Origin of the sequence: Rhizobium sp. SYY.PMSO (assembly GCF_046840415.1) — a bacterium.
Taxonomy (GTDB): domain Bacteria; phylum Pseudomonadota; class Alphaproteobacteria; order Rhizobiales; family Rhizobiaceae; genus Rhizobium.
This window is the reverse complement of record NZ_CP177349.1, coordinates 2,706,302-2,731,726: the sequence shown is the minus strand read 5'-3', so window position 1 is coordinate 2,731,726 and position 25,425 is coordinate 2,706,302. Positions and strand designations below refer to the sequence as shown.

The following is a 25,425-nucleotide window of genomic DNA, read 5'->3' as shown; positions in this document are numbered from 1 at the left end:
AGAACCCCTATGCAGTTTTCCCGGAATCGCTCTAGATCGGCGGCAGGATTGTCTGTCTGCCCTCGGCGATCTTGAGGACGGTAAGGGTTCCGCCCATGGAAACGGCGGTATCGATGCCGATGCGGCTCTGGCCGAAAACCGGATGCGAGCCCGGCGTATGGCCGTGGATCACCAGAAGCGGCAATTGCGGCCCCTTCGTCAGGAAGGGCTCGCGAATCCACATCAGATCCTCATCCGTCTGCTCGCTCAGGGCGATGCCCGGCCTGATGCCGGCATGGACGAAAAGGATCGAGCCGAGAGTAACCGCTCCGGCGAGCGAGCGCAGCAGGCGGACATGCGCTGCGGGCATCGCCTTGAGCGTCATGTCGCGCAATTCCTCGACGCCATAACCGAGGTCGAAAAGCACATGCCTGGCATCGATGCCATAGGAGGCAAGCGTCGGCAGCGCGCCGAATTCGAGCCAATGCATGTTGGCGTCGGGATCGTCCAGAAAGCTTAGGAAGACATCGTCGTGATTGCCGCAAAGCGCATAGCGGTCGAAGCCTTCGGGCGGCGGCGCGCAGAGATGCTCCAGCACGTCGCTCGAACGTGGGCCGCGATCGACATAATCGCCGAGAAACATCAGCAGCTTCCGGCCGGGAAGGGCGCGGGCATCCTCGACGATGCGGCGTTCGGCCGCGACCATATCGTCGTAGCAGCCATGGATATCGCTCAGCGCATAGATCGCCGTATAGTCGCGTGCGCTGAGGTCGATGCGGTCTCGCTGATGCTGCATGAAATCGGCCGTTGCCCGCCGGGCCGGAACGGCAGCGGCAGTCCAATTATTGGAAATGGTATCGAGAAACTCGCCGTCGGCGAGCCTGCGTTGAACGGTATTCCAAGCATCGGTTTGCCGCAAGCGGCCGACGGTCAGCCGCCTGCGAGCCTTTCGGCGAATTCGATCGCTTCGATCAGGCTGCGCTCGTTGGCAATCCCCTTGCCGGCGATGTCGAAAGCCGTGCCGTGGTCGACGGAGGTGCGCACGATCGGCAGGCCGAGCGTGATGTTGACGCCGGAGAGATCCATCCACTTGCCCGTCGCCGGATCGATTTCGAAGCCGAGCAGCTTGACGGGGATATGGCCCTGATCGTGATACATGGCGATGACGGCATCGTACTGGCCGGCGCGCAGCTTGACGAAAACCGTGTCGCCGGGAACGGGGCCGGCAATATCCAGTCCGTCCGACACGGCCCTGGCGATGGTGGGAGTGGAGATATCGATATCCTGCCGCCCGAAGAGACCGCCTTCGCCGGCGTGCGGATTGAGCGCCGCCACCGCGATCTTCGGCCTTGCGATGCCGAGATTCCTGAGCGCCTTGTCGGTGAGGTCGATGACGAGGCGCAGCCGCTCGGGCGTCAGCCGCTTCGGCACATCCTCCAGCGCGACATGGGTGGTGACATGGCTGACGCGCATATTGCCATGGGCGAGCATCATCACCGACCCGCGCGCGCCGGTGAGTTCCGCCAGCAGCTCGGTATGGCCGGCATAATGGAAGCCGGCCTTGTTCAGTGCTTCCTTGTTGAGCGGCGCCGTGACGATGCCGCCGACCTTGCCGGCCATGGCGAGCTGCACGCCCTTTTCGACCGCCTTGAACGCCATGCGGCCGCCATCGGCGGAAAGAGCGCCGGGCAGGATCGGCTCTCCCTCGGCATCGGCCTGGATGAAGCAGAGGTTCGGCCAGTCGCCCTCCATCTGCGTTTCGGGAATCTCGATATCGAGGCCGAGCTGCCGCTCGGCCAGCCGCAGGGCCGGGCCGCTGCCGATGATCGTCAGCTTCAGGCTGCCTTCGTCCAGCCGATCCTTCAGCCGGGCCGCGGCTTTGACGATGATTTCCGGGCCGATGCCGGCGGGATCGCCCATGGTGATCGCCAGATGCCGCGTCATGGTTCTTCTCCTCCGGCAATCAGCCCGTTTTCACTCAGGAGATCGCGCCACAGGGTTGGGCCACCGAAGGCTCCCGATTTGGAGATGACCGTGGTTCCCTGCCAGGGGCCGCCGACGATCGTGGAGCGGGGCAGGCCGGGCGCGGCCTGGCCGGTAATGCTGAGGGCTGCCACGTCGAGCGCCGAGCAAAGATTTCGCAAGGTCTCGCCGCCGGCGACGATCAGTGTGGCCGGTGCCGGCAAAGCCTTGGCGATGCCGCCGAAAGTCGCCTCGATCCGCCTTGCCGCGTCATCACGTTCAAGCCCCGTCGGCAGATCGATGCTGACCATGGCGACGCCGCTTTGCTGGATTTGATGGTCGATGGCGTCGGCGTTGGCATGTTCCGCGATTTTCAGCCAATTGGGGCCGCAGGCCTGGAGCTGCGCCAGCGTGATCGGCTGGTCCGAGCCGAACAGGCCGAGCACTGGTCTTTGCAGCCTGCGCGAAATGGGGACGGCGGGCGTGATGCGTGTTGTGCCGGCGTTCTTTTCGGCATGAGGGCGATGATGTGTCGCCAGGTCGATATTCCGTGCCAGGGCGCGCGCCAGCCCGCCGGTGCCGCTCCATAAGACGGGACCCTCAAGCTGCGAGGATACCCATGCGATGACGGCGTCCAGATCGTCGTCCGTATGGGCATCGAAAACATGGATGCCATCCGGAATGGGCAGCTTTTCAGCGCCTTCGACGGTGGCCCGATCGAGCGTCGTGTTGAAGGCCGGCAATCCCTCGGCTCGTAAATGCGTGACGAGATCGCCGCTTATGTCGCGCCAGGCGTCCTTGCCGGCAAACAGCACCTGCCTTCCGCCCCTTGTGTGCCGTCCGTGATGCGGAAAGGCCGGTGCGAGGATGCAGTGACGCCAGTGGCCGAGGCGAAAGCAGGCCGCAAGTTCCGCCGCCCAGGGTCCGCGAAACAGGCTGTCCACCTTCTTGAAGGCAAGATCGGCTCCCTCCAGCAACGGCGCGATGCGGCCGACGATCGCCGCCGCGTCGGCCGCCGATTTTTCGCGGGTGCCGCTATCGATCGCAAGGCAATCCGGCAGTCTTGCCGGAAGCGCGTCGTCGCGCTGCACCGCGATCGGGCCGTAGACGCCGACGAATTCGACCGCGGTATCGAGCGCGCCGGTGAGATCGTCAGCAATGAGGCGGAGAGTGGGCATTGGCGGAGGAGCCTTCAGCGGCCTTGCGGGCATTCGGATACGGACATGGAAGCAAGGCCTTGGCTGCTCTTGCGGCGCGCAATCTTCCGCCTTCCATGAAGGATGTCAACGGGTTGCTTTGTCACCGAGTCATGTGGGATCACGGCGTAGAGGCAGCCAGAGCGGCATGTCCCTTCTCCCCTCGGGGAGAAGGTGGCTCGAAAGGTCGGATGAGGGGCTGGCCAAACCGAATTCGAAAATCTTGTGCTTCCGGCAAACCCCCCTCATCCGCTTGTTGGCACCTTCTCCCCGAGGGGAGAAGGAGGTATGTGGCAACGATCTCATCTGACATGTGATTGTCCCGCCATTTCATCGATCCCGCGTGCGACCTCGGCCCGCGTTTACTCGGCAGCGCATATGAGGCTATGCTTGTCAACGACGCAGCCGGGTTGCTTGCGTCGTTTCAAGGAGGGCAGGGTGAGCTACGATTTCCATGTGGGCCAGAAGGTCGTCTGCATCGACGACAAGTTCAAGCATGTCAGCATCGATCAGCTGATCCGCAAGGGGACGATCTACACCATCCGCTGGGTCGGCGAATACACGCATTATGTCGACGGCACCTTCATCGGCGTGAAGCTGGAAGAGATCCATCGCGGCAATGATGACGGGCCGGAAGGCTATGGTGCCGCCGACATGCCCTATCGCGCCAGCCGTTTCCGCCCGCTGGTGAAGGACAAGATCGCCTCGCTCAGAAAACTGCTCGCGCCGACGCCGGATGCGCCTGTCGAGCCGAAGGTCAAGACCAAGAAGACGGAAAAGGTCTGAGGGCAGGCGCGTAGGCTCGATTAACCCTGACGTGCCCGCGCAAGCCCGTGCTCGATCAGGCGGCTGACAAGCTCCGGATAGGAAATGCCCGAGGCGCCCATGGCCTTGGGATACATGCTGATATTGGTGAAGCCGGGCATGGTGTTGACTTCGTTGATGACGACACTCTGATCCGGCCGAACGAAGAAATCGACGCGCGCCAGCCCTTCGCATCCGAGCGCGCGAAAGCCATCCGCCGCCATGCGCTTCAACACCTCTGCCGTCCCGGCGGGAATATCCGCCGGCACGGTGACGACGGCGCCATCCTGATCGAGATATTTCGCTTCGTAGGAGTAGAAGCCATGGGTCGCGGCCGTGGCGATCTCGCCCGGCACGGAGACGAAGAGCGAGCCGTCAGGCTCTTCCAGCACGGCGCATTCGATCTCGCGGGCGCGGACGAATTCCTCCACCAGCACCTTGCGGTCATGCCGGAAGGCTTCGGCAAGCGCTGTCTCGAACGACGCCGAATCCTGCACCTTGCTGACCCCGACCGACGAGCCCTGGCGCGTGGGCTTGACGAAGACGGGCGAGCCGAGCGCGCCCACGATCTCATCGAAATCAGGCTTGTCGCCGCGCACAAGCGTCACGGAACGGGCAACCGGCAGGCCGGCCTCGCGCAGCAGGCGCTTTGCCATGTCCTTGTCGATCGCATTGGCCGAGCCGAGAATGCCGCAGCCGACGAGGGGCAGGCCGACGATCTGGGCAAGGCCCTGAATGGAGCCATCCTCGCCGTTCAGCCCATGCAGCACCGGAAACAGCACATCGACCGCAGGCAGCTCGCGGACGCTCGACGCTTCCAGCGCCAGAAGCCGCCCCTTGCCACCCGGAACCAGGCAGACTTGCCGGCCCTCATAGGCAATCGGCTCCGGCAGCACGCCACCCTTTTCCTCCACCAGCAGCCAGCGCCCGCCGCGATCGATCAGGATCGGCACGATCTCATATCGCCCGGCATCGATCGCCCTGACGACATTGCGGGCCGACATGACGGAAACCTCATGCTCGCTGGACTGACCGCCAAACAGAACGGCGACGCGTAGTTTCGACATTGAGGTTTTTCTCCCGGGCGAGGATGGATATGATGATGGGAGGGTTTAAACGCGGGATTGCAGCTAAATTGGGGAGGGGTGCGGAGGAAATAAGAACAATCGGTACAGATGTTTTCCCCGCCGCAAGCATGATCCTCATACGTGTAGTCGTTCGCGCCGGAGCGAGGTGATTTTCTCAATCGATTCAATACTAATTCTACTGCTATTAATTGTATATTTGTTGCAATTTCAACACAGCATTGTTTGTCTTAAGGTTGTATGTAGTCGGCTCTACGATTGATCGTAGTAAAGCAATCTTGAGGAGAATGAAGAATGAAATCCCTTTTCGCGTCCGTTGCGATCATTGCGTCAACTCTCGCGTTTTCTGCCCATGCAGCCGATCTGGCGACCCCCAGCGCCCCGGTTGCAGCGCCTGCGGAAGGCTTTTCCTGGACCGGCGGTTATGTCGGTGTGCACGGCGGCGGAAGCTGGTTGAAGGGTGATTTCAGTGTTCCGGGCGCCCGCGCCTCGGATGATTTCAACGGCGGCTTCGTCGGCGGCTTTGCCGGCTTCAACTATCAGCTGAACAACAATGTCGTCGTCGGTATCGATGGCGACATCGGCCGCAACTGGAACTCCAACAGTTATGACGTCTTCGGTACGAAGGTAAAGGTCGGCACGGATATCACCGGCTCGGTCCGCGGCCGCCTCGGCTATGCCTTCGACCGTACGCTCATCTACGCAACCGGCGGCTGGACCGCGACGCGCGGCTTCATCAAGGTGCCGGGCGACAAGGAAACCAAGACCTTCAATGGCTGGACCATCGGCGCCGGCGTCGACTACGCCTTCACCAACAATATCTTCGCCCGCGCCGAATACCGCTTCAACAGCTATGGCGACAAGGACGTGCTCGGCATCAAGGCCGACCTCGACCAGCACGTCGTCGGCGTCGGCATCGGCGTGAAGTTCTAAGATTTAGGACTAGTTTGATTTGGAGAGCCCCGCTGGCGTTCGCTGGCGGGGTTTTTTTGTTGCGCAGAGATTGTGGCGGCCTGTGGTGAACATGCGAGTCGACGCTTTGCATCCTGAATGGAATTCAGGAAAGCCGACGCCGTTAAATGGCGCGAGCTGACTTGAGGGCGCGGCCCGCTTTCATATCGATACAATCAAGAGGAGATCTATTTCTTTTCAAAGAAGGAAGATGTCGTTGACCGTTTAGATGATTCGGAAAATAGTGGTTCGCCTTATACGTGTCGTCGTGCGTGAGGGCGCCGGAGGTAACATGCGGAAGATACTAGTCATCTGCGGTGCGCTTATATGGGGATTCTGCCCTGCGTTCGCAGACGAGTTGTCACCTGAAATGAAGCAGTATGTGGCTGCAATTTTTACGGACCAAAATCTTCTAATGCGGGAATTTTCCAGCTACAGCGCAAGGTTCCCCATTCAGTCTTCCTATTTTGTTGGGCTGTTTGCGACCAATGCATGCAATAGTCCACAACCATCCAAAAAGTTGGAAAGGCTGGTGGTGGCCAACGGGTTTCTAAAGAGCGATGAAGGTCAGAAACTGTTCATCCTCGCGGGCGCAGTCTCAACGATGACATATCCGACACAAGAACAAAAAGACGGATTTTGCCAATCCGCGAAGCATTTGCTTGATGTCGGGGAGAACTACGCTGCTGATAATCAATAGTGCTTTTGGTTATCAGATGACGCTGACTGCAGTGCGATGTGGCCGATCGGTCTGGTGGCTTGGCAATCGCTAATTTCAGATTTTGGCTGTGATTTCCACATAGTGAATCGGCAATCAAATGGATTCCATTAGATAATGGAAGACAGCATCACGATCGATGGAAAGCGAAAGCAGTTTGCTTTGAAACCGCTGATAATTCGAATCTAATTGACAAGATGCGCAAGTATCCGCTGCCGGTGTGAAAATTTGTTGGCAGCGGTTGTCCACTCCCCCCCAGCGCTGCAACTCGGCGAGTGTATTAGACGCGAAGCCGTTTAGATGTGCGACCGTCCACAGGCTTTGATGCATGATTGCCCGACCGCTTGTTCTCCAATGAGGTCGCAACTTGCGCAACCATCGCCGAAATTATTGTTAGTAGCGGGAAAACTGGTGCTGCTAGAGAGATTTGAACTCTCGGCCTCTCCCTTACCAAGGGAGTGCTCTACCCCTGAGCTATAGCAGCATTCCGTGGCGCTGTGTGGTGCGCCGTATTGGGCGAGGCGGCTATTGCCATAGGTGGAGGCCGAGTGCAAGCCGCAAATTGCAAGTTCTGTGAAAGATCGTTGGAAAAAATGTGTCGGTCTTTTGAAGGCGGGCGTTTTCGGTTATGGGAAAACCATGGCTGCGGACAAGACGAAAATCGATGAAGGGCAGGCTTTGCAGGGCGGCTCGGCGCCCAGTGGGGTCGATGGCGGGGCCGGCGACGAGGCGGGCGGGCCCGTGAGCGGCAGGCAGGTCACGGAAGCGGATCGGCGGCGGGAGCGGGCGGCGCAGAAGCTGCGCGAGAACCTGTCGCGGCGCAAGCAGCAGGTCAGGGCGCGGCGCGCCGGCCAGGCGGACGAGACGGATGGCCTGCCGGCGGCAAAGGCTGGGGATAGCGGGGATTCCGCCGCAAAAATGGACGAATCGCAATGATTGATGTCGCCCATCATCAAACGAATTGATGCGTTAATCTATTTCGTCTAAAGAGCGCCTTTTACCAAGTGCCTGAAATCAGGCGCGGGAAACTTGGGCGTTCGGAACTTCAGGAAAGGCGGGCCTCGCCCGTATTGCTTATATGGATCGTATCAGGATTGTCGGCGGCAATGAGCTCAACGGTATCATTCCGATCTCCGGCGCCAAGAATGCCGCCCTGCCGCTGATGATCGCCTCGCTTCTGACCAGCGATACCCTGACGCTCGAAAACGTGCCGCATCTGGCCGATGTCGAGCTCCTGATGCGCATTCTCGGCAATCACGGTGTCGATGTCGCCGTCAACGGCCGGCGTGAGCGTCAGGAAGACGGCTATTCCCGCACGATCCATTTCACCTGCCGCACCATCGTCGACACGACAGCCCCTTATGAGCTGGTCGCCAAGATGCGCGCGAGCTTCTGGGTCATCGGGCCGCTGCTCGCCCGCGAGGGACAGGCGCGCGTCTCGCTGCCGGGCGGCTGCGCCATCGGCACGCGTCCGGTCGATCTCTTCATCGAGGGTCTGGCGGCGCTGGGCGCCACGATGGAAATCGATGGCGGCTATATCAATGCCACCGCGCCGAAGGGCGGCCTCATCGGCGCCCGCTATGTGTTCCCGAAGGTGTCCGTCGGCGCGACGCATGTGATGATGATGGCCGCCACGCTTGCCCGCGGCACCACCGTCATCGGCAATGCGGCCCGCGAGCCCGAGATCGTCGATCTCGCCAACTGCCTGATCGCCATGGGCGCCAAGATTTCCGGCGCCGGCACCAGCACGATCACCATCGAGGGCGTCACTTCGCTTTCCGGTGCGCGCCATCGCGTGCTGCCCGATCGCATCGAAACCGGCACCTACGCCATGGCCGTTGCCATGGCGGGCGGCGACGTCACGCTTGAGAATACCGATGTCGCGCTGCTCGACACCGCGCTCGAAAGCCTGCGCCGCGCCGGTGCGGATATTTCGCCGACGGCGAGCGGCATCCGCGTCAGGCGCAATGGCGGCGGCATCCGGCCCGTCGACATCGTCACCGATCCGTTCCCCGGCTTCCCGACCGACCTGCAGGCGCAGTTCATGGCGCTGATGACCCGCTCTGGCGGCATTTCGCATATCACCGAGACCATCTTCGAAAACCGCTTCATGCATGTGCAGGAACTGGCCCGCCTCGGCGCGAAGATCTCGCTTTCCGGCCAGACCGCCCGCATCGAGGGTGTCGAGAAGCTGAAGGGCGCGCCCGTCATGGCGACGGATCTTCGCGCTTCGGTCTCGCTCGTCATCGCAGGCCTTGCCGCCGAAGGCGAGACGCTGGTGTCGCGCATCTATCACCTCGACCGCGGCTTCGAGCGGCTGGAAGACAAGCTGACGCGCTGCGGCGCGGTGGTCGAGCGTATCAGCGACTGACCCTCTCGTGATTCCGCGGGATTGCTCCGCGGTTTTGGGCATCCCATTGTCGCAAAGCTGCGACACGGCTTTGCGCGACGCGCTGCAATTCCATCTCTTGTCGTGAAGAGAGCGGGCCTGCCCGCTTTCTTCGGTTGCGTCTTTTGCGCTCGCATCCTATGTCCAGAATGGAGAAACGTCGGCAATCGTGTTTTGCCTGGCGTTCCAATGGCGCGATCGGGGATAAAGGACGAATGAGCGATCTCAAGCTGATGGCACTCGACACCGAGGACCTGGATGTCATCTCTGCCTATATGCAGGATAGCGTCTTCAAGGTCGGCGACATGTCTTTTGCGCCGAAGCAGGAGCAGTTTTCGCTCGCGGCCAACCGTTTCGTCTGGGAGCAATCGGATCAGCGCGGCAAGCCTTACGAACGCCATCGTTCCGCGCTGGTGTTCAAGCGCGTGCAGGCGGTGCGCTCCAGCGGCATCGACCGGCGCAACCGCGACGAGGTGTTGTCGCTGCTCGCCATCCGCTTCGAGCAGAAAGGCGAAGGGCCGGACGGTACGATCGAACTGGCCCTTGCCGCCAATGCCACGATCGCGCTCGATGTCGAATGTATCGAGGCCCAGCTTGCGGATGTCGGCGGTGCGTGGGAAACGGCGCACAAGCCTCGGCATCCGGATGCGGGCGAATAGGCTTGTGACGGTTGGATGCGGCCGCTGACGGCGGCGTGGATGGAAGGGAATATCAGTTTTGGCTATCTGGCTGGATCAGGCGTCTGAAGGGTTCGAGCAGCAGTTCGCCGCTTTCCTGACGACGAAGCGGGAAGTGTCCGAGGATGTGAATGCCGTGGTGCGCGCCATCATCGACGATGTGCGGGCGCGGGGTGATGCTGCCCTCGCGGACTACTCCAGGAAATTCGACGGCGTCGATTTCGCCGTGACGCCGATGCGCGTCAGCGAAGCGGAGATCGATGCGGCCGTCGCTGCCGTTCCTGCCGAGGTCCTGGGCGCGTTGAAGGTCGCGGCCACCCGCATCGAATCGCATCACCGCCGGCAGTTGCCGAAGGACGATATCTATGAGGACGATCTCGGCGTCGGCCTCGGCTCGCGCTGGACGGCGATCGAGGCTGTCGGCCTCTATGTGCCCGGCGGCACGGCGAGCTATCCGAGTTCGGTGCTGATGAATGCCGTGCCTGCCAAGGTCGCCGGCGTCGAGCGCATCGTCATCGTCGTGCCGGCCAAGGATGGCGCGATCAATCCGGCGGTCCTTGCCGCTGCCCGCATGGCCGGCGTCGAGGAAATCTACCGCATCGGCGGCGCGCAGGCGGTGGCCGCGCTCGCCCATGGCACCGAGACGATCAAGCCGGTCTATAAGATCACCGGCCCCGGCAATGCCTATGTGGCAGCGGCCAAGCGCCACGTCTTCGGCACCGTCGGCATCGACATGATCGCCGGCCCGTCGGAAGTCCTCGTCATCGCCGACAGGAACAACGATCCCGACTGGATCGCAGCCGATCTCCTGGCGCAGGCCGAGCATGACGAAAGCGCGCAATCGATCCTGATTACCGACGATGCAGAGTTTGGCAAGGCCGTGGAAGCGGCGGTCGAGCGCCAGCTGAAGCAGCTTAGCCGCTCGCAGACGGCGGCGGCGAGCTGGCGCGATTTCGGTGCGGTCATTCTGGTTCCCGAGCTGAGACAAGCCATTGCGCTTGCCAACCGCATCGCAGCCGAGCATCTGGAGCTCGCCGTCGAGGATCCCGAGCCGTTGCTTGACGGCATCCGCAATGCCGGCGCGATCTTCGTCGGACGGCATACGCCGGAAGTGATCGGCGATTATGTCGGCGGCTCCAACCATGTGCTGCCGACGGCCCGCTCGGCGCGCTTTTCCTCCGGCCTTTCCGTGCTTGATTTCGTCAAGCGCACCTCGATTTTGCGGCTCGGTCCCGAGCAGCTTCGCGCCCTTGGGCCGGCGGCGATCGCGCTTGCCAATTCCGAGGGGCTGGACGCACATGCGCGATCGGTCGCGATCCGCCTCAATCTCGAGGGGTAAGGCATGGCCAAGGGGGTATTCCGGCTGAGCGATGTGGTCCTGGACGACACGATCGGCCGCTCTACGCCCGATGTCGAGCATGAGCGCGCCGTCGCCATCTTCGACCTGATCGAGGAAAACAGCTTCAGGCCGGCCGGACACGAGGGCGGTCCCTACCTCCTGCACCTGTCGCTGGTCGAGCAGAAGCTGGTCTTCGATATCCGCACGGAAGACGGCGGCGTGGTCGCCACCCATATCCTGTCGCTCACCCCGTTCCGCCGGATCGTGAAGGACTACTTCATGATCTGCGAGAGCTATTACGAGGCGATCCGCTCCGCCACCCCCAGCCGCATCGAGGCGATCGACATGGGTCGGCGCGGCATTCACAACGAAGGTTCCCAAACCCTGATGGACCGGCTGAACGGCAAGATCACCGTGGATTTCGACACGGCGCGCCGGCTCTTCACGCTCGTTTGCGTGCTCTACTGGCGCGGGTGAGCGATATGGAAGAGCCGCAGGCGATCGAGCATAACGGCAAATCCCCCGGCGCCATCCTTTTCATGTGCGGGCTCAATGCCATCCGTTCGCCCATGGCCGAGGCGATCGCGCGCAGCATGCTGCCGCAGGGCACCTATATCGCCTCTGCCGGCGTGCGCGCCGGCGAGCGCAATCCCTTCGTCGATGTCGTGCTTGCCGAGATCGGGCTTTCGCTCGGCCGCCGGCAGCCGCAGACCATGGAGGAGCTGGAGGACGATTTCTTCGATGTCATCATCACCTTGTCGCCCGAGGCGCATCATGCCGCTTTGGAATTGACGCGGGCGAACGCCGTCGACGTCATCTACTGGCCGACCATGGACCCGTCGGCGACGGATGGAACGCGCGAGCAGGTTCTGGATGCCTATCGCGACGTGCGGGACTATCTTCTCGGCCTGATAGAGAGCAGGCTGGTGGAACATCGCGGCTCTCTATAGGGCCGCAAACGAAACAAATGCAGAAACCCCTATCAACGAGGTTCACAAAACCGCGGCGATTGTGTAGTTTCCGCGCAAATTTCCGGAGACCCCCGGCTTTTTGCCATGGGCTCCGGCCTCAACCGACAGGAAAAGAAGCTTTAATGCCGAAAGAAGAAGTCCTCGAATTTCCCGGTGTCGTTACCGAACTCCTGCCGAACGCGACCTTCCGCGTGAAGCTGGAAAACGAGCACGAGATCATCGCCCACACCGCGGGCCGCATGCGCAAGAACCGCATCCGCGTTCTGGCCGGCGACAAGGTGCTGGTGGAAATGACCCCTTACGACCTGACCAAGGGCCGCATCACCTATCGTTTCAAGTAGGCCGCCGCTCCGGAATCGCAGAAGCGGAGCGTCGTCCGAAAGCCGGCGACACTTTTCGGCTTCATGCTCCGGAGCCCGCTCTCATTCCCGCATGACAGGTCGAGATCTGATGGCGTTGAAACACAAGCTGATACTGGCCTCCGGATCGCCGCGTCGCGTCGAGCTCCTGCATCAGTCAGGCATCGAGCCCGCGCGCCTCATGCCTATGGACATCGACGAGACGCCGAAGAAGTCGGAGCATCCGCGCTCGCTGGCGCGGCGGCTTTCTGCCGAGAAGGGCGAGGCGGCGTTCGCGGCCATCAAGAGCGATGCCGCCTGGCAGGGGAGCTATATCCTGTCCGCCGATACGGTCGTGGCCGTCGGACGGCGCATCCTGCCGAAGGCCGAATTCGTCGATGAAGCGTCCGCGGCGCTGCATCTGCTCTCCGGGCGCGGCCATGTCGTCTATACCGGCATCTGCCTGATCACGCCGGACCGGAAGCTGCGCCAGAAGGTGATCGAGACCAAGGTGCGCTTCAAGCGGCTCTCCGGTCGCGATATCGAGATGTACCTTGCCTCCGGCCAGTGGCGCGGCAAGGCAGGGGCCTACGGCATTCAGGGGCTTGCCGGCTCCTTCGTGCAGAAGCTGGTCGGTTCCTACACCAATGTCGTGGGATTGCCGCTTTATGAAACCATGCTGCTGCTCGCGGGCGAGGGATTCGATGTCCACGCCGGATGGCAGGAAGGATAGCGCTCATGACGAAGGCTGAGGATATCAAGGTCGGTTCGAAGGTCGAGCCGCTGCGCAAGACGCGTCCCTGTCCGGAATGCGGCCGCCCTTCGGTGCGCGACCATTATCCCTTCTGCTCTGATCGCTGCCGTTCCGTCGATCTCTCGCGCTGGCTCAACGGCTCCTATGCCATCCCCGTGACCGAGGACGAGACGAAGGCCGACGGCTCCGATCAGGACTGAATACCGTTTTCCAAAACCGTTCGATCTTACGAACTCATTCAATTTGTTCGCGAATTGTCAAAAGTCGATTTCCTGTCAAAAAAGAGTCATTTGCTGCTGGACATGGCCGAACAAGATGCTATAACCCCGCTCGCTTCCGGGGCGAACCAACCGCCCAGCGCCTGCTAAGGCTCTTCTTTCGACGCGAAGCCTGGATGCCCAGATAGCTCAGTTGGTAGAGCAGCGGATTGAAAATCCGCGTGTCGCTGGTTCGATTCCGGCTCTGGGCACCATCTTTTCTCCCCAATCATGCGGACAATGAAGCCCGACGCTGGCTTCGATCAATTCTTCTTTGACATCGGGTATTCGCGTGAATACCCGCAAAAGATGCTTGTCGATATTACGCAGATCGTCGCGGGTGGTATTTGATCGCAACCATCCTAGGGTTGCGTTTCATTAATTCGGTGCATGATCCCATCAAGATGTTGATGACATTCGGAATCAAGCGTACGAATTATTGACAGATCACCTATTGATTCGAAGCGAGTCATACCGCACCTTAGATACAGCGGGATTAAGTGATCTCGTGAAGCCGGCGTTTATTGCAATAGCAAGCTATCGAGGCGCCATGTTAAACAACGATGTGCTATTCAACACGTTCGCCCGTTCTTTCGAAGCACGGCGCGAAGTCGAGATGTCATTTTCCGAATACCTGGAAGCGTGCCGGGACGACCCGCTCATGTACGCGAATGCGGCAGAGCGGTTGCTGGCAGCGATGGGCGAGCCGGTCCTGATCGATACGGCCAAGGATACCCGCCTTGGACGTATTTTCATGAACCGGACCATCCGGACTTATCCGGCCTTCGCTGGCTTTTTCGGCATGGAAGAGACGATCGAGCGTATCGTCGCCTTCTTCCGTCACGCGGCACAGGGATTGGAGGAGCGCAAGCAGATCCTCTATCTGCTCGGGCCTGTCGGCGGAGGGAAGTCCTCGCTCGCCGAGCGGCTGAAATCGCTGATGGAGGTGCATCCCATCTATGTGCTCAAGGCCGGAAACGAGCTGAGCCCGGTCTTTGAAAGTCCGCTCAGTCTGTTCGATCCCGTCACCATGGGGCCGATGCTCGAGGAGCGCTACGGCATTCCCCGCCGTCGCCTGACCGGGCTGATGAGCCCCTGGTGCCTGAAGCGGCTGGAAGAGTTCGAAGGCGATATTTCGCGCTTCCGTGTTGTCCGGATGCAGCCCTCCAGGCTGCGGCAGATTGCCGTCGCCAAGACGGAGCCGGGTGACGAGAACAACCAGGATATCTCTTCGCTGGTCGGCAAGGTGGATATCCGCAAGCTCGAAAGTCTCGCGCAGAACGATCCGGACGCCTACAGCTATTCGGGTGCATTGAACCGCGCAAACCAGGGCATTCTCGAATTCGTCGAGATGTTCAAGGCGCCGATCAAGATGCTGCATCCGCTGCTGACGGCGACGCAGGAAGGGAACTATATCGGCACCGAGAATATCGGCGCGATACCCTTCTCGGGCATCATTCTCGCGCACTCCAACGAGTCGGAGTGGCAGAGCTTCAAGGCCAACAAGAACAATGAGGCGTTCATCGACCGCATCTGCGTCGTGAAGGTGCCTTATTGCCTGCGCGTCACCGAGGAGCAGAAGATCTACGAGAAGCTGATCGAGGAATCTGAGCTCAGCGACGCGCCCTGCGCGCCGTCGACTCTCGAGACGCTCGCCCGCTTCACGGTCCTGACGCGGCTTGCCAAGCACGAGAATTCGACGGCTTTCTCCAAGCTTCGGGTCTATGACGGCGAGAGCCTGAAGGAGACCGATCCGAGAGCGCGCAGCGTGCAGGAATATCGCGATTCGGCCGGTGTCGACGAAGGCATGGACGGAGCTTCGACCCGCTTCGCCTTCAAGGTGCTGGCGGCGACCTTCAACTACGACACGACGGAGGTCGGCGCCGATCCGGTGCATCTCATGTACATGCTGGAACAGGCGATCCGCCGGGAGCAGCTGCCGCTTGAAACCGAAAAGCTCTACATAGAGTTCATCAAGAGCGAACTGGCGCCACGCTACGCGGAGTTCATCGGCAACGAGATCCAGAAAGCTTATCTGGAGTCCTATGCCGATTACGGCCAGAACCTCTTCGATCGCTACGTCGATTACGCCGACGCCTGGATCGAGGATGTGGACTTCAAGGATCCCGACACGGGCCAGCTTCTCGACCGCGAGCTTTTGAACCAGGAGCTCACCAAGATCGAAAAGCCGGCCGGCATCGCCAACCCCAAGGATTTCCGCAACGAGATCGTCAAGTTCTGCTTGCGGGCGCGGGCGAGCCACGGCGGCAAGAATCCATCCTGGACCAGCTACGAGAAGATCCGTGAAGTCATCGAAAAGCGGATGTTCTCCCAGGTCGAGGACCTTTTGCCCGTCATTTCGTTCGGCTCCAAGAAGGATGGCGAATCGGAAAAGAAACATGGCGAATTCGTCGAGCGCATGGTTGCTCGGGGCTATACCGAGCGTCAGGTCCGGCGGCTTGTGGAATGGTATATGCGTGTGAAACAGGCAGGATGAGCCACCAAGGAAGAAGGAATGCACATTGTTGACAGACGCCTGAACCCAGGCGGAAAAAGTCTGGAAAATCGTCAACGGTTTTTGCGAAGAGCAAAAGCGCTGGTGCAGAGAGCGGTCTATGAATCCTCTCAAAAGCGCGACATTCAGGACATTCTGAAAGGTGGCGAAATCAGCATTCCCCTGGATGGAACCGAGGAGCCCCGGTTCCATCGCGGCCCGGAGGGCCTCAAGGAGCACATTCTTCCCGGCAACAAGGACTTTATCGAAGGGGATGTCCTTCCCCGGCCGGAAAGCGGCGGCGGCAGTCCGCGCGCCGGCGGTGACGGCACAGGCGAGGATGCTTTCCGCTTCATCCTGACCCGGGACGAGTTCCTGGATCTTTTCCTCGACGATCTCGAATTGCCCGACCTTGCCAAGCGGCGGCTGATGTCGGCCGACCAGATCAACCCGGTTCGCTCAGGCTATTCGGTGACTGGATCGCCCGCCAACCTCGCCATCAACCGCACCATGCGGCTGGCGATGATGCGCCGTGTCGCTCTCCATCGTCCGAAGCCCGAGACGGTCGAGAAGCTCATCGAAGAGGCGGAGCAGTGCACGGACGAAGCGCGCCGGGCGCAGCTTGAAGCTGAGATCAAGATGCTGGAATCGAAGGTCCGTCGCATTCCCTATATCGATCCGATCGACATTCGCTATCGCCGTTTCGAAAACGAGCCGAAGCCGGTGGCGCAAGCGGTCATGTTCTGCCTGATGGACGTGTCGGGCTCGATGACCGAGCACATGAAGGACCTCGCCAAGCGCTTCTACATGCTGCTCTACATCTTCCTGACCCGGCAATACCGCCGCGTCGAGATCGTTTTCATCCGGCATACCGACGTGGCCGAGGAGGTGGACGAAGAGACCTTCTTCCGCAGCCCGGCAACCGGCGGCACGCAGGTTTCGAGCGCACTGGAGGCGATGCGGCGGATCGTGCATGATCGTTTCCCGGCTTCGGACTGGAACATCTATGCCGCGCAGGCGTCCGACGGCGACAATGCCTATTCCGACAATGCGACGACGGCGGCGCTCATGACGAGCGAGATCCTGCCCGTCTGCCAGTACTTCGCCTATCTCGAGGTGGGTGAATCGCGCAGTGTCGCGATTTCGTCCGGCTCGGCGATCTGGTCGCTCTACGAGCGGATGCAGGCGGCCTGGCCTGTGCTTTCCATGCGGCGTGTCAGCGATCGCAGCCAGATCTATCCGGTCTTTCACGATCTCTTCCAGCGCCGGACGGCGGAAACAAGGAGCGGGTGATGGCAAAAAAGGCATCGATGGAACGGCTCTTCGACGGTGCGGACTGGGATTTCGCCACCATCCAGCGGATCCACAATGCCTGCGAGAAGATCGCCGTCGACGAGCTTGGTCTCAACGTTTATCCCAACCAGATCGAGATCATCACCGCCGAGCAGATGCTCGACGTCTATTCCTCGATCGGAATGCCGCTGTTCTACAAGCACTGGTCCTTCGGCAAGCACTTCGCCCACCACGAAGCCTTCTACCGCAAGGGATTGCGCGGACTTGCCTATGAGATCGTCATCAACAGCTCCCCCTGCATCTCCTATCTGATGGAGGAGAATACGGCGACGATGCAGGCGCTTGTGATTGCGCATGCCGCCTTCGGCCACAATCACTTCTTCAAGAACAACTACCTCTTCAAGCTCTGGACCGATGCCGAGGGCATTCTCGATTACCTCAATTTCGCCAAGAGCTACGTCGCGCGCTGCGAGGAGCGCTATGGCCATGCCGCCGTCGAGCGCACGCTGGATGCGGCGCACGCGCTGATGTCGCACGGGGTCCACCGCTATGCCGGCAAGAAGACACCGGACCTGCGCGACGAGGAAAAGCGTGAGCGCGAGCGGCGCGAGTATGACGAGAAGATCTTCAACGATCTTTGGCGCACCGTTCCCACCGGCCATGGCAAGAAGACCCTCGACCTCGATCTGGAGCGGCGGCGTTCGCTGGCTGGCCTGCCGCAGGAGAATATCCTCTATTTCCTGGAAAAGATGGCGCCGCGCCTGAAACCCTGGCAGCGCGAGATCATCCGGATCGTGCGGCACGTCGCGCAGTATTTCTACCCGCAGAGCCAGACCAAGGTGATGAACGAGGGGACGGCCACCTACGTCCACTATCGCATCATGACGCGGCTGCACGAACTCGGCGGCATCAGCGACGGCGATTTCCTCGAATTCCTGAAATCGCATACCAACGTGGTTTTTCAGCCGACCTTCAACGATCCCCGTTACTCCGGCCTCAATCCCTATGCTATCGGCTTTGCCATGATGCAGGATATCGAACGCATCGTGACAAGGCCGAAAGACGAGGATCGCCAGTGGTTTCCGGAAATCGCCGGCACCGGCGATGCCATGGCGGTGCTGCGCGATCTCTGGGCCAATTACCGGGACGAGAGTTTCGTGGCGCAGTTCCTGAGCCCGCATCTGATGCGCAAGATGCGCATGTTCCAGCTGACCGACGATCCGGAAGAGGAGGAGGGGCTGAGGGTTGCCGCCATTCACGACGAGCGCGGATATCGGCGCATCCGCAGGGAATTGTCCCGGCAATACGATGTCGGCTGGATCGATCCGCATATCGAGATCGTCGATGTCGATCTTGCCGGCGACCGGCGGCTGCTGGTCCGGCATACGGTACTGAACGGCGCGCTGCTGGACGATATGGATGCCAAGCGCGTGCTGCAGCACCTGGCCGATCTCTGGAGCTACGATGTGCTGATGCAGGAGGTCGATCGCTCCGGCACCGTGCTTCGCGATCACCTCGTTCATCCGCGCGCCTCGGCGCTTGCGGCGTAAAAGCCTTTATCCCCGCCGCTGGTGGCCGCTGACCTGTACGCCGTCTTCAGGCTGAAGTTTGAGAAAGCCGGGTATGCCGAGCAGGGGAATGATCGCCATCAGCAGAAACGCGACATGGAATTTCTCCGGCGTCAGCGGCGATCCATCCAGCGTGACCAGGCCAAGCAGCATGGCGGCGACGGAAATGCCGAAGCTGACGCTCAATTGCTGCAACACGCCGCCAAGGCTCGTCGCGCGGCTGAGCTGGGCGGCCGGGGTATCGGAATAGGACAGGGTGTTCGAGGTCATGAACTGCCCCGCCCGCGCCAGCCCGAAGACGAACACGTAGACGATGATGAACCAGTGCGGCGTGTCCGGCGTGATCAGCGCGAAGCCGGCAACGACGGCAGCGCCGAACACGGCGCTCCAGGTCAACAGGCGGTCGAAGCCGTAGAGCTTCAGCAATTTTGCCGAGACCGGCCGCACGGCAAGGGCGCTCAAGGCGCTGACGAAGGTCAGCGTGCCCGAGACGATAGCACTTAATCCGAAGCCGACCTGCAGCATCAGCGGCAGCAGGAAAGGGACGCCGTTCAGCCCGACGCGACAGATGCCGCCGGCAAGCGTGCCGATGCGGAAGGTGCGCAGTCTGAACAGGGTGAGGTCCACGGCCGGCGAATCCGCCGTTCTCGCATAGCGGATGAAGCCGACCAGCAGCAGGCCGGCGGCAGCGAGAACGAGGACGATCGCCCAGACCGGGATCGTCGGCCGGCCGATATTCTCGATCCCGTATTGCAGCAGCACGCAGCCGAGACCGACCATGACGAAACCGGGAAAGTCGAACCTGATCGTCTCGTCGCGCTCGGTGTCCTCGACGTAGCGCAACGCCATGGCCATGCCGATCAAGCCGAACGGCAGGTTTACCCAGAAGATCCAGCGCCAGGAAAGGTAGGTCGTCAGGAAGCCGCCGAGCACCGGCCCTATCACCGGCCCGATGACGGCGGGCAGGGTCATGTAGGTCATGGCCGTCACCAGCTGGCTGCGTGGGAAGCTGCGGATGAGGATGAGGCGCCCGACCGGGGTCATCATCGCGCCGCCGAAACCCTGCAGCGCCCGCATGGCGATCAGCATGGGCAGGCTGGTCGCCAAACCGCACAGGATCGAGCCGAACGTGAAGAGGAAGAGGGAGAGAGCGAAGATGCGGCGCGCGCCGAAGCGGTCCGCAAACCAGCCGCTCACCGGGATGAACATGGCGAGCGTCAGGATATAGGTGGTGACGGCCAGATTCATCCGCACCGGAGTCGCACCGAGGCTCTTGGCGATATCGGGGACGGCGGTGATGAGGATGGTCGAATCGAGCTGTTCCATCAGGAAGGCCACGGCGACCACGGCGGGGATGATGTAGCGCAGGCGGGGGTTACGTTCGACCGCGAAAGTCTGGCCTTGCGGATTAAGGTCTGTCGAATCCATGGATTGTATTAGCTTTCCAACGCCCGGTTGGGGGAACAGGCGTGTTTGACGATTTGCATGAATCCCTTTGGACGCTGCCTCGTGCTCTCGGGAAACATGGCACTGCCGGCCGGTGATCCGCCAGCCTTCGGAATCGTCGCCTATATGAGCACCATCCATGGCGCAGCGCAACAAAAACCGGGCCGCCAGGGCGCGTGATGGGCAGATCCCCCAGGGCCTCCCGCATTTCCCGGAATTGTCAGTTGGTAGAGAGAGAGGAGGGCAACGTCCAGCGCGCCTTGTCGAAGACGATGGCGGTGCGGATCTGCTCCGGCGCTGTCCTGCGCAGTTCCAGCTGAAGATTGAAACTGTTGTTTGCCTGGAATTCCTTGAAGAAGCTCAGCTTGGCCCCGAACGCCTGCAGCGTCACGTCCTGCAATTTGCCGATCGCATCCAGCGCCACCTGGAAATCCAGCCAGTGCGTCTCGTTCAGCAACAGGACCACCGTGTCGACGAAGGTGCCGGCGATTGCCTTGCCATCGTCGTTGTCGGGCATGATCACCTTGATGCGGATCGTCTCGAGTTCGCCGGTCGGCTTGCCGCGGGCGATGATGAAGAAGGATGCCGCGCCCGGATCGCCAGGCGTGCCTTTCTGGACGGCATAGCTGCATTCGGATGTGCCGGCGCCCAATTCGCTCTGCTGCCACTCGCCCACGGAGAGGCCGGATTTCACCAGATCCGCGCAAAGTGTCTGGCCGGATATTCGCCAGCTTCGCACGAAGGCGCTCAGCAATGCATCCACCGGCGGGTCCCACAGGTGGGACATCTTCCTGGCAGGTGGTTTGGCGGTCGTGGCATTGGCCGGCGGCACCCGGTCATGTCTGGACGTGGCAGCCGCGGTTGCCGCTTTGGCATCCGGAGGCGTCGCGGCGTGGGTCTGCTGCTGCCCCTGTGCGGGCTCCGGCGACGCAGCGGCGGCCTGTTGCTGCTGTTGAGGGAACAAATTCAGATGATAGCGGCTATCCAGCGCCCTGAGGTTGCGCATGTCGTTGGCAAGCAGCGCCGTTGCCAGAATGACCGAGCCGATGACAACAGCCGCAATCCAGAAGACAGCCTTGCTTTTCTTGCGAGGTGGCGCCACCGACATGATTCAGTTCACAGCTACTCCCGAGGACTCCGCGTGCTGCAATGACCGTATGTTGCGCAGCTCGTTCACGCTACAGCATATGCGTTTATGAACGATTGATCATCCTAAAGTTTCTTTGTCAATTCATGACGTTGCAAGTTGCCCAAAGCGTGCCGCGATCTTTCGGATCGGCCTCCTGCACTTCAAGGCATGGCTTGGCGCATGTCGTCGCCCGCAAAACCGCCGCATGGCTCTGCGCGGCGTGCTTTCAGGCGAAATACGCCTTCAATGCCCTGACGGTCGCGGCGTCGGTGCGGCGGGTCGATGGCGTCGAAAAGCCGAGGGCGATGACGCGCTCATCCGTCTCGGCGGCTGCGGCTGAGCAGGAGGCGTGTATTTCGCCGATCGGCAGTCGCGGCCATAGCTGCCCGACCGTCGCCAGCGTAACGCCGGAGCCGGGCATGATGGAGATGCGGCCGGCGGCCGCTGCGATTGCCCGCTCGAGCATGGCGATGCCTTCCGCCGCCGTCTTTGCTCCCCCCGAGGTCAGGATGCGCTCGAAACCGAGGGCGATGGCCGTGTCCACGGCCTCCTCGACGTCGGGTACGAGATCGAAGGCGCGGTGCAGCGTCTTGCCGAGACCTTCGGCATGGGCGGCGAGGGCGGCAAGCGCATCGAAATCCAACCGCCCGTCCGGCAGGGAGGCCCCGAGCACGACGCCCGCCAGGCCGGCATTGCGGGCAGCATCGATATCCGACTTCATCACCTCGATCTCGTCGGCGGAATAGACGAAGCTGCCGGCGCGCGGGCGGATGATGGCATAGACGGGGACGGGCATGGCGGCTGCGGCGGCCATCAGCCCGGCGCTCGGCGTCAAGCCGCCGACGGCAAGCGCGCTGCAAAGCTCGATGCGATCGCCGCCGCCGGCGATGGCGGCCTTGAGGCCGGCAATGTCCTCGACGCAGATCTCAAGCAGCATGGTTGCGCTCCCCGGTATATTGCAGGCCGAGCAGCGCGGCGCCGATAAGGCCCGGCTCGGGTCGGCACTGGCTGGGCACGACGAGCGGCCGGCCGAATTTGCGCAGGATGCGGCCCCGCACCGCTTCGTCCAGACGCGCCAGCAACGGCTCGACGTTGGAAAGTCCGCCGCCGACCGGCACGATCGTCGCGCCCGTTATGTTGATCGCCAGCGCCAGCGGCGAGGCGACCAGATCCACCATGACGTCGATGGTGCGTTCGGCGCGCTCGTCACCCTTCAGCCATTCATCGATGATTTTCTCGCTGGAGAATTCCAGGCCGTGAAGCGTCCTGTGCAGGCGTTCGATGCCGCGGGCGCCGCCGACGGTGTCGACACAGCCTTTCTGGCCGCAGCCGCAGGCATAGGCGGGAACCGCGACCGGCGGATTACCGGCTGAAGAGGCGATGATGGGACCGTGGCCCCATTCGCCGGCAAAACCGCCGGCGGCATTGACCAGCCGGCCATCCGCGACAAGGCCGCCGCCGACGCCGGTGCCGAGAATGGCGCCGAACACGATGCGGTGGCCGCGACCCGCGCCGGACATGGCTTCAGCCATGGCGAAGCAATCGGCATCGTTGGCGATCAGCACGGGATAGCCGAGTTCCGCCTCCAGATCGGCCGCAAGGCGCCGGTCGTGAATGCAGGGAATATTGGCGCAGATGAGCGCCTGCGTATCGGGATCGACGACGCCGGCGATGGAGAGGGAAAGGCAGTCCGGCTTCCCGCCGGCTTCGGCGATCACGTCGCGCAGGACTGCGACGAAGCCGGCGAAATCGTGTTTGGGCGTGGGACGCCGCGCCAGGGGTACAATATCCGCCATGGAGCGGGCGATGCCGCCCTTGATGGCGCTGCCGCCGATGTCGAAGGAAACGATCATGTGTACCGACCTGCTGGAAACATGGGCACTTGCTCGCACCCTTTGCCGGTCTTTGCAAGATCAATCCTTGCCCCGGCGGCATCGCCATCAGCCGGCAGGCAGGATGATCCTTGCCTCGAAACCATCGGCCCTGCCGGTGGCCGGCGACCGCAGATCGATTTGCCCGCCGATCTGCTCGACGATGCGCTCGACAATGGAGAGACCGAGGCCGGAGCCCGCGGCCTTGGTCTTGCCGCGCCAGAAGCGCTTCTTCAGGCCGGCAAGCTCCGCGGCCGAAAGCACGCTGCCGGCATTGATCACGCTGACGGCGCCATCATCGACGCTGACGGTCACTTCATCGTCGGCCGGACCGTGAAGCAAGGCATTTTCGATGAGATTGCGCATGACGATGGCGAAAGCGTCGATATCGACGTTCCGGACTAGCGGGCGCGTCGTGTCGTTCTCCAGCAGCACACGCCCGGCCGTGCCGGTATCGCGGTCGTAATCGCCGATGACGGTTTCGATGACGGCGAGCAGGTCGACGGGCTTGTCGCCTGCGCCGATACCGGCCTGCGCGCGGGAGAGCTGCAGCAGCTTTTCCGCCAGCCGGCCGAGATTGGAGAGCGATGTCTCGATACGGCCGGCGCGTTCGGTCAGCTGCCCTTGCGGCAGTTCGGCGATCAGGCGCTGGGTCTGGGCAAGCGCGCCCGCGATCGGCGTGCGCAGCTCATGAGCGCTGTTGGCGGTGAACTCCCGCTCGGCTTCGAGCGCCAGGCGCAGGCGATCGAGCAGGAGGTTGACGGAGCGGGCAATCGGCTGCAATTCGCGGGGCAGCGTCTCGCTTTCCAGAGGCGCCATGTTGCCGCCGTCCTTGGTGGCGATCTGCGAGCGCAGCCGGTCGATCGGCCGCAGCGAACGGCCGACGATGACGCTGATGGCGACGATGCTGGCCGGAATGAGGGCGAGCAGGGGCCAGAGCAGTGCGACACCGCTTTCGCGCGACGCTTCGCGGCGATTCTTGAATGCATCGGCGACATGCAGGAAAATCGATCCGTCTGCCGACGACTCCGTATAGATGCGGTATCGCGGTGTGTTGTGAAAGCCGATCTTCAGGGGCACGTCATAGGCCGTTGCCGGGGCGTCGTGGGAATGCAGGATGACCTTGCCGTTCGCATCCAGCACCTGATAGGTCAGATATTCGCGGTTCAGCCCCCTGTTGAGCTCCTCCAGGCTTTGCGGATCGCCGGAATGGTCGCGATTGGCAAGATCGTCGAGCACCAGGGGCATCAGCCGTTCGGTGGTTTCCTGAAGCGCGCCGTCGAAGGTCTCGGCGAGCTCCTTGTTGACCACGTAGACGCCGATTCCCACCGCGATCAGCCAGAAAACGACGACGGTGCCCGTGAGAGCCGCGATCAGGCGCCGGGTGATGCTGGCGCGGCTGGGCTCCTTGCGTCCGGTCATCGCTCACCCAGGCAATAGCCGACGCCGCGCGCCGTCTTTATGCGGTCCTTGCCGATTTTCTTGCGCAGGCGGCTGACATAGACTTCCACCGTGTTGCTCTCGATCTCGGAGCCGAAGGCATAGAGGGCTTCCTCAATCTTGTCCTTCGACACGATGGCGCCCGGCCGCGTGATCAACAGGTCGAGCACGGCCCATTCGCGCCCGGTCAGGATCACGTCCTTGTCCCCCAGCCGGACGCGCCGCTGCGGCTGGTCGATTTCGAGGTCGGCAATACGCAGGGTCGGCTGCGGACTGCCGGCATACCGACGGGCGACCGCCAGGATGCGAGCGGTGAGCTCGCCGAGATTGAAAGGCTTGACGAGATAATCGTCCGCGCCGCTGTTCAAGCCTTCGATGCGGTCGGAGATCTGGTCGCGCGCCGTCAGGATGATGACGGGCGTCTCGTCCGGCTTGCGGCGCAACCGCTTGAGAAAATCGATGCCGCTGCCATCGGGAAGCTGGAGGTCCAGCAGGATGAGGCCATATTGCACGGCACGCGTGACCTCTTCGGCGTCGGTCAGATTCTTGACCCAATCCACGGCATGGGGACCCGCTGCGATATGGTCGCGAACCGCGCTGCCGATCGTATCGTCGTCCTCCACCAGAAGAATGCGCACCTGTACCTCTTAACGATTGCCCGCGCTTCAGTTAATGCCGACGAACCTATCGGGTCAATAACGGCCGAAATAAGCCACACCTCGATGCACAGGATCGCATCCGTTCGTCTGCCGAAAACGTTCCCG

The 25,425-nt window shown here is 61.8% G+C and carries 25 protein-coding genes and 2 tRNA genes; 16 read left to right on the top strand and 11 right to left on the bottom strand.

Going from position 1 to position 25,425, the window contains the following annotated elements; translation table 11 throughout:
* Positions 1–31 precede the first annotated feature (31 nt).
* The 3 genes from ACJJVH_RS13330 to ACJJVH_RS13320 form a co-directional block, all read right to left on the bottom strand.
* Positions 32–775, bottom strand: a complete 744-nt coding sequence (locus ACJJVH_RS13330) for a metallophosphoesterase family protein (protein WP_412064126.1) — start codon at positions 773–775, stop codon at positions 32–34.
* Positions 776–909: 134 nt separating this feature from the next.
* Positions 910–1,923 (bottom strand): 4-hydroxythreonine-4-phosphate dehydrogenase PdxA, encoded by a 1,014-nt coding sequence (gene pdxA / locus ACJJVH_RS13325; RefSeq protein ID WP_412064125.1) that lies wholly within the window; start codon positions 1,921–1,923, stop codon positions 910–912.
* Positions 1,920–3,119 carry a four-carbon acid sugar kinase family protein gene (locus ACJJVH_RS13320; protein ID WP_412064124.1) on the bottom strand — a complete coding sequence of 400 codons (1,200 nt, stop codon included), beginning with the start codon at positions 3,117–3,119 and terminating at the stop codon, positions 1,920–1,922. Before ACJJVH_RS13320 ends, pdxA begins: the two co-directional genes overlap by 4 nt.
* A 456-nt stretch (positions 3,120–3,575) precedes the next feature.
* On the opposite strand from ACJJVH_RS13320, the gene ACJJVH_RS13315 reads away from it, so the two are divergent.
* Complete coding sequence (locus ACJJVH_RS13315) at positions 3,576–3,923, top strand: hypothetical protein (protein ID WP_004117911.1); 348 nt, start codon at positions 3,576–3,578, stop codon at positions 3,921–3,923.
* A gap of 20 nt (positions 3,924–3,943) precedes the next feature.
* Here ACJJVH_RS13315 and ACJJVH_RS13310 read toward each other — a convergent pair whose 3' ends face one another.
* Positions 3,944–5,008 carry a D-alanine--D-alanine ligase family protein gene (locus ACJJVH_RS13310; RefSeq protein ID WP_412064123.1) on the bottom strand — a complete coding sequence of 355 codons (1,065 nt, stop codon included), beginning with the start codon at positions 5,006–5,008 and terminating at the stop codon, positions 3,944–3,946.
* A gap of 312 nt (positions 5,009–5,320) precedes the next feature.
* On the opposite strand from ACJJVH_RS13310, the gene ACJJVH_RS13305 reads away from it, so the two are divergent.
* Both ACJJVH_RS13305 and ACJJVH_RS13300 read left to right on the top strand, forming a co-directional pair.
* The gene (locus tag ACJJVH_RS13305) at positions 5,321–5,959 is read left to right on the top strand and encodes an outer membrane protein (protein WP_113356181.1); all 639 of its coding nucleotides are present in this window, start codon (positions 5,321–5,323) and stop codon (positions 5,957–5,959) included.
* Positions 5,960–6,269: 310 nt separating this feature from the next.
* Complete coding sequence (locus ACJJVH_RS13300; protein ID WP_162751887.1) at positions 6,270–6,677, top strand: hypothetical protein; 408 nt, start codon at positions 6,270–6,272, stop codon at positions 6,675–6,677.
* A 427-nt stretch (positions 6,678–7,104) separates the two neighbouring features.
* Here ACJJVH_RS13300 and ACJJVH_RS13295 read toward each other — a convergent pair.
* Positions 7,105–7,179 (bottom strand) — tRNA-Thr (locus ACJJVH_RS13295).
* Positions 7,180–7,436: 257 nt separating this feature from the next.
* Here ACJJVH_RS13295 and ACJJVH_RS13290 point away from each other — a divergent pair.
* From ACJJVH_RS13290 to ACJJVH_RS13230, 13 genes are all read left to right on the top strand, one after another.
* On the top strand, positions 7,437–7,631 hold the full coding sequence (locus tag ACJJVH_RS13290) for a hypothetical protein (protein WP_412065169.1): 195 nt from the start codon (positions 7,437–7,439) through the stop codon (positions 7,629–7,631).
* Between the two features lie 142 nt (positions 7,632–7,773).
* Complete coding sequence (murA, locus tag ACJJVH_RS13285; protein WP_112800411.1) at positions 7,774–9,066, top strand: UDP-N-acetylglucosamine 1-carboxyvinyltransferase; 1,293 nt, start codon at positions 7,774–7,776, stop codon at positions 9,064–9,066.
* 233 nt (positions 9,067–9,299) lie between these two features.
* Positions 9,300–9,743 carry a DUF2948 family protein gene (locus tag ACJJVH_RS13280; protein WP_112800413.1) on the top strand — a complete coding sequence of 148 codons (444 nt, stop codon included), beginning with the start codon at positions 9,300–9,302 and terminating at the stop codon, positions 9,741–9,743.
* A 58-nt stretch (positions 9,744–9,801) separates the two neighbouring features.
* Positions 9,802–11,100 (top strand): histidinol dehydrogenase, encoded by a 1,299-nt coding sequence (gene hisD, locus ACJJVH_RS13275; RefSeq protein WP_412064122.1) that lies wholly within the window; start codon positions 9,802–9,804, stop codon positions 11,098–11,100.
* A 3-nt stretch (positions 11,101–11,103) separates the two neighbouring features.
* Entirely contained in the window at positions 11,104–11,577 is a 474-nt protein-coding gene (locus tag ACJJVH_RS13270) for a UPF0262 family protein (RefSeq protein WP_412064121.1), read from the top strand.
* 5 nt (positions 11,578–11,582) lie between these two features.
* Entirely contained in the window at positions 11,583–12,050 is a 468-nt protein-coding gene (locus ACJJVH_RS13265; protein WP_112800419.1) for a low molecular weight phosphatase family protein, read from the top strand.
* A 143-nt stretch (positions 12,051–12,193) separates the two neighbouring features.
* Positions 12,194–12,412, top strand: a complete 219-nt coding sequence (infA, locus tag ACJJVH_RS13260; protein WP_004117876.1) for a translation initiation factor IF-1 — start codon at positions 12,194–12,196, stop codon at positions 12,410–12,412.
* Positions 12,413–12,521: 109 nt separating this feature from the next.
* The gene (locus tag ACJJVH_RS13255) at positions 12,522–13,142 is read left to right on the top strand and encodes a Maf-like protein (RefSeq protein ID WP_112800421.1); all 621 of its coding nucleotides are present in this window, start codon (positions 12,522–12,524) and stop codon (positions 13,140–13,142) included.
* Positions 13,143–13,147: 5 nt separating this feature from the next.
* Complete coding sequence (gene yacG / locus ACJJVH_RS13250) at positions 13,148–13,363, top strand: DNA gyrase inhibitor YacG (RefSeq protein WP_112800831.1); 216 nt, start codon at positions 13,148–13,150, stop codon at positions 13,361–13,363.
* Positions 13,364–13,559: 196 nt separating this feature from the next.
* A tRNA-Phe gene (locus ACJJVH_RS13245) sits at positions 13,560–13,635 on the top strand.
* A gap of 335 nt (positions 13,636–13,970) precedes the next feature.
* The gene (locus ACJJVH_RS13240) at positions 13,971–15,917 is read left to right on the top strand and encodes a PrkA family serine protein kinase (RefSeq protein WP_412064120.1); all 1,947 of its coding nucleotides are present in this window, start codon (positions 13,971–13,973) and stop codon (positions 15,915–15,917) included.
* 18 nt (positions 15,918–15,935) lie between these two features.
* On the top strand, positions 15,936–17,207 hold the full coding sequence (locus ACJJVH_RS13235) for a YeaH/YhbH family protein (RefSeq protein WP_112800425.1): 1,272 nt from the start codon (positions 15,936–15,938) through the stop codon (positions 17,205–17,207).
* On the top strand, positions 17,207–18,757 hold the full coding sequence (locus ACJJVH_RS13230; protein WP_112800427.1) for a SpoVR family protein: 1,551 nt from the start codon (positions 17,207–17,209) through the stop codon (positions 18,755–18,757). Before ACJJVH_RS13235 ends, ACJJVH_RS13230 begins: the two co-directional genes overlap by 1 nt.
* Before the next feature lie 6 nt (positions 18,758–18,763).
* On the opposite strand, the gene ACJJVH_RS13225 is transcribed toward ACJJVH_RS13230, so the two are convergent.
* From ACJJVH_RS13225 to ACJJVH_RS13200, 6 genes are all read right to left on the bottom strand, one after another.
* Positions 18,764–20,203, bottom strand: a complete 1,440-nt coding sequence (locus tag ACJJVH_RS13225; RefSeq protein WP_412064119.1) for a DHA2 family efflux MFS transporter permease subunit — start codon at positions 20,201–20,203, stop codon at positions 18,764–18,766.
* Between the two features lie 238 nt (positions 20,204–20,441).
* A complete protein-coding gene (locus ACJJVH_RS13220; RefSeq protein WP_412064118.1) occupies positions 20,442–21,329 on the bottom strand; it encodes a DUF6030 family protein in 888 nt (295 codons plus the stop codon).
* 247 nt (positions 21,330–21,576) lie between these two features.
* A complete protein-coding gene (locus ACJJVH_RS13215; RefSeq protein ID WP_412064117.1) occupies positions 21,577–22,287 on the bottom strand; it encodes a copper homeostasis protein CutC in 711 nt (236 codons plus the stop codon).
* Positions 22,277–23,203 (bottom strand): ROK family protein, encoded by a 927-nt coding sequence (locus ACJJVH_RS13210; RefSeq protein WP_112800452.1) that lies wholly within the window; start codon positions 23,201–23,203, stop codon positions 22,277–22,279. Before ACJJVH_RS13210 ends, ACJJVH_RS13215 begins: the two co-directional genes overlap by 11 nt.
* A gap of 87 nt (positions 23,204–23,290) precedes the next feature.
* Positions 23,291–24,643, bottom strand: coding sequence for an ATP-binding protein (locus ACJJVH_RS13205; RefSeq protein WP_113356190.1), 1,353 nt, complete (start codon positions 24,641–24,643; stop codon positions 23,291–23,293).
* Positions 24,640–25,299, bottom strand: coding sequence for a response regulator transcription factor (locus ACJJVH_RS13200; RefSeq protein ID WP_112800455.1), 660 nt, complete (start codon positions 25,297–25,299; stop codon positions 24,640–24,642). The genes ACJJVH_RS13205 and ACJJVH_RS13200 overlap by 4 nt, the downstream gene beginning before the upstream one ends.
* Positions 25,300–25,425 lie beyond the last annotated feature (126 nt).